Genomic DNA, 9,688 nt, shown 5'->3' on the forward strand with positions numbered 1-9,688 from the left:
CCCTAATGTTTGTGGCACCAGTCTTTATTATGTGGCTGATGAACCTCATGTTTTCAGCTAGTACAACCGTGAATGTCAAGTTAGCGACACAAGATCTACCAACTGGTTTGATAACGAAAATGGATGAGCTTGATCATGTGGACATCGAGACTTATCAAGACTTAGATCAAGCCAAAGAAGCGCTAGCAAATGAAAAAGTCGATGCTGTGATTTCTTATAAAGACGGTGAGTATCAGGTCGACTACGCAAATACAGATGCCTCCAAGACATCTATGATACGACAAGTGTTACGAACAAGTATCGCCAGTGAAGGCACCGATCAGTTACTATCTCGTATCAAACAAGCTCTTCCACAATTGAAATTAGATGCAAAGGCGCCTGAAATCAAAGAATCTTACCAATATGGAGATAAAAATACTGGATTCTTTGCACGTATGATTCCAATTTTAATTGGCTTTGTGGTCTTCTTCTTTGTCTTTTTGATTTCTGGTATGGCACTTTTGAAAGAGCGCACAAGTGGAACCTTGGATCGCTTGTTAGCAACCCCAGTGAAACGTTCTGAAATTGTCTATGGCTATATGTTGTCTTACGGTATTATTGCGATTTTTCAAACGGCAGTTGTCGTCTTAGCAGCAATTTGGCTACTAGATGTAGAAGTTGTAGGAAGTATTTTAAATGTTATAATAGTTAATGTGGTACTGGCTCTTGTAGCACTAGCTTTTGGAATTCTCTTGTCTACTCTAGCAAAATCAGAATTCCAAATGATGCAATTTATTCCTCTCGTGATTATGCCCCAACTTTTTTTCTCAGGAATTATTCCATTGTCATCCATGGGAGAATGGGCTCCAACTGTGGGGAAATTTTTGCCATTAACCTATTCTGGTGATGCAATAAGCCAGATTATTCTTTACGGACACAATCTTGGTGATATTTTGCCAAATCTTGGTGTTTTAATGATTTTCTTGATCATTTTAACAATTCTCAATATTGTTGGATTGCGTCGTTATCGTAAAGTTTAGAAATCAACATAAATAATGCTAAAAAGGTGTGAAGATTAGATGGATAAGACTGTTTTTGAATCGTTTGAAGATTACTTAGAAGAAGCGAATTACCCTCAAGGAAAGAAAAAAATCATGCAGGCGGCGGTCGATTTGATTTCTACTAAGAGTTACAATGGAACCTCCACCTTACAAATTGCCAAACATGCGGGACTTAGCCAAGCAACGCTCTTCAAGTATTTCAAGACCAAAGAAGATTTATTAACGGCTATTTTGCACCCTGTTGTTCCAGGACTTTTCGGTCGTTTTTTTGAAGAACTTTTAGCCTTAGAAACGACTGAAGAAAAGGTGCATTATCTGGTCCAAAATCGTATGGCCTATCTCAAAACGAATCGCGCTTTGATGAAAATTATTCTTCAGGAAATTTTTTCAAATAAGAAACTGAGAAAAGAACAACTTTATATTTGGAATACTCTTCAGGATAAATTATTAGTACTCCATAAGGAATTGATAGCAGATTCACGAGTGAATCCTGAAATCACGGTTCCTCAAATGGTTCGTATTTGTATAGGTCCCTTATTGGCCTACTTTGCCCAACTCTATATCGTTAGCGACAATAGTGACATAAGAGAAGAAGACTTAAATTTATTGGAAAGACAGATTTTAGGTGGTTTGTGGAAATAAACGCCGACTGAAATGATATTTCTTAAAATAAAACACAAAAAGGACATGTTTCTGACTAAAGCAGATTTATGTCCTTTCTTGTCAGTTATGTACATTGTTTAATTGGTTTTTCTTTGTGATTCTTGGGAAGTATTTCCTATGAAATCATATTACAGTGGTTATTTTTTGATATAATAATTCTTAAAACTTAGGAGGCAACAGATGATACACAAACATGAAATTCCAATTTTAAAGTTTGCCTGCTATCCTATGGTAGAGAACTTAGGAATTTCCTTTTTCTTTGAGGACGCCTATTCTTCCTGGCAGAGAGGAAGCAATGAAAATTCAAATGGCTTACTAAGAGAATATTTCCCAAAGAAAACAGATTTAGCCGCTATTTCTGATGAGGCTTTGAAAAAGGCCTTATATGATATCAATCACCGACCACGAAAGTGTTTAGCTTACAGAAATGCTTGTGAAGCCCTAGAGGATGAGTTCAAGTAAATGTTGCACTTATTCTTACAATTTATCTTTTACTAAAAATATTTGTACAATCGTCGGCTTGTCGCCTAGTCTATAAACGTTTTATCCAGCAAGAATCATGATGCTAAGGACGTTAAAAATCCGTATGAAAATAGGGAAACGACACAGTGTTCGATGGACATAAGGAGTTTCATCTTTTCCATTAGGATGTTAGCCCGAGCTCAAATTAGCTCTCTGACTTCAGAGGGCTTTTTATGTTGTTACCTTACCTCGATATACTCAAGTATGATCTTCTGTTGCGGTTTTTGACACTGTAAAAGCAACTATATTCATTTTTCTCAGCTTGTTCCATAGTTAAAAATATGGTATACTTTTCATGAGAATTTTCTAAATTTTTAAGATTCTATCAAAGGAGGTTTGCATGCTTTCCAAATTTTCTGGAAGCCGACAGGACCTGCAATTTGTATTGCTTTTAGGTATTTTACTAGGTGTTTTAGGAATTTCCCTCTTTCTAGCAGTTTCAATGGGATCCGTTGCGATTCATCTAAGCGATACCTATCGGATTATTTTGAGCAGGTTGGGATTTCCTCTTGAGATAGGAGAGGTTTCCAAGTCTACTCTTGCCATTGTATGGAACATGAGATTCCCCCGAGTATTGTTAGGCTTGATAGTGGGGGCTGGTCTTTCTATGTGTGGTAGTGTGATGCAGTCTACAGTGAATAATCCCATAGCTGAGCCCTATGTCTTAGGCATCTCTGCAGGTGCAACTCTAGGTGCAACCTTGAGCATCATTCTTGGTTTAAAAGTGATGATTAGCCTTGGCGCTTTTCTTGGAGCTATCTTAGCAACAATTGCTGTCCTCATCATTGCCTCTATGCAAGGAAGGATGACGACTTCTAGTCTGATCTTATCAGGAACGGTGGTCAATGCTCTTTTTCTGGCATTTTCCAATTTTATAATCTCAGTTGGAGCTAACGCGGACAGTGTGATGACCATTAAGTTTTGGACCATGGGCTCGCTTGCTGGGACTACCTGGTCTGACTTACTCCTGCCAACTATAGTAGTAGGAATGGCCTTTCTATTTTTTTCTACGCAGTATCGTGTTTTTAATGCGATGATGATGGGAGATGAGGCTGCTTTGACTCTGGGGATTCCCTTACGCTTTTATTGGTATCTTTATGTGACAATGGTGGCTGTGCTGACAGCAGTCTTAGTGGCAACCTGTGGGATTATTGGATTTGTCGGTCTGATTACTCCACATTTAGCTCGAGGGTTAGTAGGAACGAATTACAGGAGACTTTTTCCTGTTGCAACCTTGCTAGGTGCCCTCTTTGTCATTTGGGCAGATGTACTCTCTCGTGTCATTATTCAAAATGCTGAGCTGCCAATTGGTATTTTCACAGCCTTAGTAGGTGCTCCCTTCTTTATCTACATTGTTGGAGGTAGGCGAAGGGAGGTGAGGGCCTGATATGGACTTGATTTGTCAGGATATCCACTTTGGACTAGGAGAGAAAAAAATCTTAAAAGGAGTTTCTCTTAAGGTTGAGGGGCATCAATTTCATACGATACTAGGACCAAATGGAAGTGGAAAAACCAGCCTGCTGAAACTCCTCTATCGTCAGGAAAAGGCGGACAAAGGCTTGATAAGCCTAGATGGAAAACCTCTTGAACAATGGACAATCAAAGAAACAGCCAAGCAAATGGCGGTCGTCACCCAGTTTAATCAATTGCAGTTTGATTGTACAGTTGAGGAAATCGTCTTGCTAGGAAGAACGCCCCATCTCTCTTTTTTACAGAAGGAAAGGGAAAGAGATTATACCCTCGTTCAAGATGCCCTCGTTAAGGTGGATATGCTTGAGAAGAAAACTCGTCTCTATTCGTCTCTGTCAGGGGGAGAGAAACAGCGAGTCTTGTTGGCACGTGCCTTGGCGCAAGAACCGACTCTCTTGCTCCTGGACGAACCAACCAATCACCTGGATATCAAGTATCAGCTAGACTTGTTGGCCATTGTGAAGGAGCTCAAGATAAATGTTCTAGCTGTCCTGCATGATATTCAACTTGCTTGTCGCTATTCGGATTATCTCTATCTGATGAAAGAGGGGGAAATCCTTTACCAAGGGACTCCAAAGGAGACCATCACCCCTGAGTCATTGCAAACTGTATACGGAGTTCAAAGTCAGGTGACTTGGACCGAGGATCAGCAAGCCATGATTCACTATTTATAAGAATGAAAAGGAAAACAAAATGAAAAAAACACTCAGTATTTTACTGGTAACAGTAGCTACCTTAACTTTGGCAGCTTGTGGTAACACTACTACAGAAAAAGCTACAACACAGTCTAGTACAGAAACAAGTCAAAAGGTCAGCGCAGAGACGACTTATCCACTGACGGTCAAAACCTATGACGCGAAAGGAAATGAAGTCGAACAAGTTTTTGACAAGGCACCTGAAAAAGTTATCACCAACAATCTTTCAACCACTGAAATCTTATTGGAGTTGGGGTTGAAGGATAAAATTGCTGGCATGCTCAATCCAGACAATGCTGTGACGGACAAATACAAGGACGCGATTGCGACGATTCCTCAAATTGGGGATAAAAAAACAGTCTCACAAGAGACAGTTCTTTCTTATGAGCCAGACGCTGTGATGGGTCGAAACATGATGTTTTCTGAAAAATCCTTGGGGACAGTTAGCACTTGGAATGAAAACAAAATCTCAGTCTATACACAAAAAGCTTCTCTCTCAACAATTCAGCAAGATTTGGGAAATATCGTAGAAGATGTCAAGAATCTGGGAATGATTTTTAATGTTCAGGACAAGGCCAATGAATACGCAGCCCAATTACAAGCTAAAATTGACGCTGTTAAGAAAGCAAATCCAGCAAGTCAAGGTGAAAAGAAAAAGGCTTTGATTATGGTTGCTTATAATGATCAAACCTTCGGTGCCTACAAGTCTGCTTTGCAAGAAAGTTTGCTGAACCAACTTGGCTATACAAACGTTGCTACAGGGACATCAGGCTTGACCTTGGAAAACCTCGTGTCAATGGATCCTGAGTTGATTATCTATGTAACTAGTGACCGTAATAAAAAATTGGATGCCAACGCAGTAGAGTTGATGAAGGTAAATGCTGTTTTGGAAGGTGTTCCTGCTATTAAGAATCAAAAAATCATGACTATCTCTTACGATGAGTTGATGGATTATGGTCCGGCAGTAATTGATTCCCTTGAGAAAATCAATGACTTTATCAATAAATAATGAGTTTGATTGGGAAGGAATCCAAGTCAAGGTCAGCCTGCCTTCAACCTATGATCCCAATCAAATCTATCCAGCGATTCTCTTGAATGATGGAAACTTGGATTTCCTATCCTCTCTTTCAGAATCTGTGATTTTAGTGGGCTTGACCTCTGAAAATCGCCTAGATGACTACACTCCATGGAAGGCAGCTGCTCTGAGAGATGGGGCTCTGGATTTTGGAGGTCAGGCAAATGCCTATCATGGTCATTTATTTGGAGGTCTTTTAGACAAGCTGAAGTCGCTTTATCGCCTGGACGAAACTCGCCTTGCTTATGGAGGGTATTCACTAGGTGGTTTGGCGGCAGTATACAGTCTTTTCAGCTTTGACAAGGTTTCCTGTGTCTTTTCGATCTGCGGTTCCTTTTGGTATCCTGATTTTGTGACTTACTGCAAGGAAGAAAAGGTGAAAAATTTGGACTGTTTGCTGTATTTACGGAATGGTCAAACAGAAGGAGCACACCATACTAATCGCTTGGCTCAAGCACCCGCCTATGCTGAGCAAATCCATACCAGTCTTCAGAAATGCTATCCGAAAGGCCAGTTTGTCTTTGATCCTTATGGGCACCATGAACAAGTGGATGAGCGATTTCTAGTCTTTTCTAGCTGGTTGGCCCAAAAATGGAAAATCAAATAAAAGAATTATCCCTTGGCAAAAGCCAAGGGATTGTTGTATTTTTTAACCAAGAACCTCTCTCTTCTTATCTGGATTCCAGACGAAGCTTGCGATAAAGCTAAAGATGATGGTTAAGATAGCAAGGATAATGGCAAGGATGAGGGCAGGAATGCGGATAAACCACCAGAGTGGGTTTGGTTTTTTATTATTGTGCCATTGTTTCGTTTCGTCGTCCAGACGTTGGAATTCTGCTTGGATACGATTGGCGACTGTTTCAATGCCTTCATCATTCATTTTCTTGATATCTGAAATATCAATAGGATTTCCAAAGTTCATATCGACACGCTCACGGCTAACCAAGCCCTTCAAAGTCATGGGACCTGTGTAGGTAACTGGCATGATACGGACCTTGGCCATTTTGGCAATCAGGGCTACGCCACCCTTGACATCGTTTGAGTGACGGCTACCACTTGGAAACATGATGAGAGAGCGGTCACTTTTTTTTAGGACATTGATAGGATATTTGATGGCAGAGGCGCTAGGATTTTCCCGGTCGATAGGAAAGGCGCCACACATACGAATCCACCAACCAAAGATACGGTTGGTAAAGAGTTCTTTTTTGGCCATAAAGATGAATTGTTTTGGCTTGGTCGCAAAGGCCATGTAAACAGGATCCCACCAGGTACGGTGAGGCGCAACTAAAATATAATTTTCATCTTGATTAGGAATTTTATCGGTATTATGATAGTGGGCATTGCCATTGATGGACCATAGGAGTAATACAACCAATCCACGTAAATAAGTATAAAACATGCGATCTCCTTCGATTATTTTCTTGTTATTATTATACCTTATCAAAGGAGGGCTGGCAAACTTTTCCCTTGACTAGGTCCATATTTGGGATGAGATTAGAATTCTTTTAGAAAAAATGATATGATAGAGTTTATGGATAAAAATAAGATTATGGGATTAACCCAAAGAGAAGTCAAGGAAAGACAGGCTAAGGGCTTGGTCAATGATTTTACTGCTTCGGCCAGTACCAGCACTTGGCAAATCGTTAAACGAAATGTCTTTACCCTTTTTAACGCTTTGAACTTTGCTATTGCTTTGGCACTAGCCTTTGTGCATGCTTGGAGCAATCTGGTCTTCTTTGCTGTTATCTGCTTTAACGCTTTTTCTGGAATTGTGACCGAGCTACGCGCCAAACACATGGTGGACAAGCTCAATCTCATGACCAAGGAAAAGGTCAAAACCATTCGTGATGGACAGGAAGTTGCCCTCAATCCTGAAGAATTGGTGCTAGGAGACGTCATTCGTTTGTCTGCTGGGGAGCAGATTCCCAGTGATGCCTTGGTTCTGGAAGGCTTTGCGGAAGTCAATGAAGCCATGTTGACGGGTGAGAGTGATTTGGTGCAAAAGGAAGTGGATGCCTTGCTTTTGTCTGGAAGTTTCTTGGCCAGTGGGTCAGTTTTAGCTCGTGTCCATCATGTAGGTGCAGACAACTATGCTGCCAAACTCATGTTGGAAGCTAAGACCGTTAAACCGATCAATTCACGTATCATGAAATCTCTGGACAGGTTAGCTGGTTTTACTGGGAAGATTATCATTCCCTTTGGTCTGGCTCTCTTGCTAGAAGCCTTGATGTTAAAAGGATTGCCTCTTAAGTCGTCCGTTGTCAATTCGTCAACAGCCCTTTTGGGGATGTTGCCCAAGGGAATTGCCCTTTTGACCATTACTTCGCTCTTGACTGCAGTGATTAAGCTAGGCTTGAAAAAGGTCTTGGTGCAGGAAATGTACTCTGTTGAGACCTTGGCGCGCGTGGATATGCTTTGTCTGGACAAGACGGGCACCATCACCCAAGGAAAGATGCAGGTGGAGGCTGTTATTCCTCTGACGGCAACTTATGGTGAAGAGACTATTGCCAGCATTTTGGCCAGCTACATAGCTCATAGTGAGGATAAAAATCCAACAGCCCAAGCCATTCGCCAGCGTTTCCAAGGTCAGGTAGCCTACCCTATGCTTTCGAATCTTCCTTTCTCAAGCGACCGCAAGTGGGGAGCCATGGAATTGGAAGGTCTGGGGACAGTTTTCTTAGGTGCGCCTGAGATGTTGCTGGACTCTGAAGTCCCAGAAGCCAGAGAGGCCTTGGAGAGAGGATCTCGTGTCTTGGTCTTAGCGCTCAGTCAAGAAAAACTTGACCATCACAAGCCACAAAAGCCATCTGATATTCAGGCTCTAGCCTTGCTGGAGATTTTGGACCCTATTCGAGAAGGAGCAGCTGAAACTCTAGACTATCTCCGTTCTCAGGAAGTGGGCCTCAAGATTATCTCTGGTGACAATCCAGTTACGGTATCCAGCATTGCTCAGAAGGCTGGCTTTGCGGACTATCACAGCTATGTAGATTGCTCAAAAATCACGGATGAGGAATTGATTGTCATTGCTGAAGAGACAGCTATTTTCGGACGTGTTTCCCCTCATCAAAAGAAACTCATCATCCAAACGCTGAAAAAAGCAGGCCATACAACAGCTATGACTGGGGATGGAGTTAATGATATCCTGGCTCTTCGTGAGGCGGATTGTTCTATCGTGATGGCTGAGGGAGACCCTGCGACTCGTCAGATTGCTAATCTAGTTCTCTTGAACTCAGACTTTAATGATGTTCCTGAGATTCTCTTTGAAGGTCGTCGCGTGGTTAATAACATTGCCCATATCGCACCGATTTTCTTGATAAAAACCATCTACTCTTTCTTACTCGCAGTCATCTGCATTGCCAGTGCTCTTCTAGGGCGGTCAGAGTGGATCTTGATTTTCCCCTTCATTCCAATTCAGATTACCATGATCGACCAGTTCGTGGAAGGTTTCCCACCATTCGTTCTGACTTTTGAGCGAAATATCAAACCTGTTGAACCAAACTTCCTCAGAAAATCAATGCTTCGTGCCCTACCAAGTGCTCTCATGGTCGTCTTCAGCGTCCTGTTTGTGAAACTATTTGGAAGTAGTCAAGGCTGGTCTGAGATAGAAATCTCAACCCTCCTCTATTATCTACTTGGGTCGATCGGTTTCTTATCCGTATTTAGAGCCTGCATGCCATTTACCCTATGGCGTGTCCTCTTGATTGTTTGGTCAGTAGGTGGCTTCCTAGCTACAGCTCTCTTCCCAAGAATCCAAAAACTGCTTGAAATTTCGACATTAACAGGACAAACACTGCCTGTTTATGGAGTCATGATGTTAGTCTTTACCGTAATTTTCATCCTGACAAGTCGCTATCAAGCGAAAAAATAAAGAAAGGCTGCAATCTGTGGATTGCGGTTTTTTTAGGTGCAAGATTGCCAACTGAAATGTGGTATAATAAGAGGTAATAGAGTTTTGGAAAGAGAGAGAAGATGATTTCAAAGAGATTGGAATTAGTGGCTTCCTTTGTGCCACAGGGAGCCATTTTGCTAGATGTGGGAAGTGACCATGCTTATCTGCCTATCGACTTGGTCGAAAGAGGCCAAATCAAAAGTGCCATTGCGGGTGAGGTGGTGGAGGGCCCCTATCAGTCTGCTGTCAAAAATGTTGAGGCCCACGGCTTGGAAGAAAAAATCCAAGTCCGTTTAGCCAATGGCTCTGGCGGCTCTTTTGAGCCGACACCACA

9 protein-coding genes and 1 pseudogene are annotated in these 9,688 nt (G+C 41.7%); 9 read left to right on the forward strand and 1 reads right to left on the reverse strand.

What is annotated here, in order from left to right:
- The 7 genes and pseudogenes from QZ565_RS06095 to QZ565_RS06125 all read left to right on the forward strand — a co-directional run.
- Positions 1 to 1,019 (forward strand): ABC transporter permease (locus QZ565_RS06095; protein ID WP_295526967.1); only part of this gene is annotated, 1,019 nt, incomplete at its 5' end.
- A 39-nt stretch (positions 1,020 to 1,058) separates the two neighbouring features.
- A complete protein-coding gene (locus tag QZ565_RS06100; protein WP_295526970.1) occupies positions 1,059 to 1,682 on the forward strand; it encodes a TetR/AcrR family transcriptional regulator in 624 nt (207 codons plus the stop codon).
- Between the two features lie 234 nt (positions 1,683 to 1,916).
- Positions 1,917 to 2,165: pseudogene (locus QZ565_RS06105) on the forward strand (IS30 family transposase); the annotation flags it as partial.
- A 400-nt stretch (positions 2,166 to 2,565) separates the two neighbouring features.
- Positions 2,566 to 3,612: an iron ABC transporter permease gene (locus QZ565_RS06110; protein WP_295526973.1), complete on the forward strand. Its 1,047-nt coding sequence runs from the start codon at positions 2,566 to 2,568 to the stop codon at positions 3,610 to 3,612.
- 1 nt (position 3,613) lies between these two features.
- Positions 3,614 to 4,369, forward strand: coding sequence for an ABC transporter ATP-binding protein (locus QZ565_RS06115; RefSeq protein ID WP_295526976.1), 756 nt, complete (start codon positions 3,614 to 3,616; stop codon positions 4,367 to 4,369).
- A gap of 19 nt (positions 4,370 to 4,388) precedes the next feature.
- The gene (locus QZ565_RS06120) at positions 4,389 to 5,399 is read left to right on the forward strand and encodes an ABC transporter substrate-binding protein (RefSeq protein WP_295526979.1); all 1,011 of its coding nucleotides are present in this window, start codon (positions 4,389 to 4,391) and stop codon (positions 5,397 to 5,399) included.
- The gene (locus tag QZ565_RS06125; RefSeq protein WP_295526982.1) at positions 5,380 to 6,072 is read left to right on the forward strand and encodes an alpha/beta hydrolase-fold protein; all 693 of its coding nucleotides are present in this window, start codon (positions 5,380 to 5,382) and stop codon (positions 6,070 to 6,072) included. The genes QZ565_RS06120 and QZ565_RS06125 overlap by 20 nt, the downstream gene beginning before the upstream one ends.
- 42 nt (positions 6,073 to 6,114) lie before the next feature.
- Here the strand turns inward: QZ565_RS06125 and QZ565_RS06130 are convergent, their stop codons facing one another.
- Entirely contained in the window at positions 6,115 to 6,864 is a 750-nt protein-coding gene (locus tag QZ565_RS06130) for a 1-acyl-sn-glycerol-3-phosphate acyltransferase (protein WP_295526985.1), read from the reverse strand.
- Positions 6,865 to 6,996: 132 nt separating this feature from the next.
- Here QZ565_RS06130 and QZ565_RS06135 point away from each other — a divergent pair, with 132 nt between their 5' ends.
- Both QZ565_RS06135 and QZ565_RS06140 read left to right on the forward strand, forming a co-directional pair.
- Positions 6,997 to 9,333 (forward strand): cation-translocating P-type ATPase, encoded by a 2,337-nt coding sequence (locus QZ565_RS06135; RefSeq protein WP_295526996.1) that lies wholly within the window; start codon positions 6,997 to 6,999, stop codon positions 9,331 to 9,333.
- A 101-nt stretch (positions 9,334 to 9,434) separates the two neighbouring features.
- Positions 9,435 to 9,688: class I SAM-dependent methyltransferase (locus QZ565_RS06140; RefSeq protein ID WP_295526988.1), on the forward strand; the 254-nt coding region annotated here is incomplete at its 3' end.

The sequence above is a fragment of the uncultured Streptococcus sp. genome, from assembly GCF_915066115.1.
Classification (GTDB): Bacteria; Bacillota; Bacilli; order Lactobacillales; family Streptococcaceae; genus Streptococcus.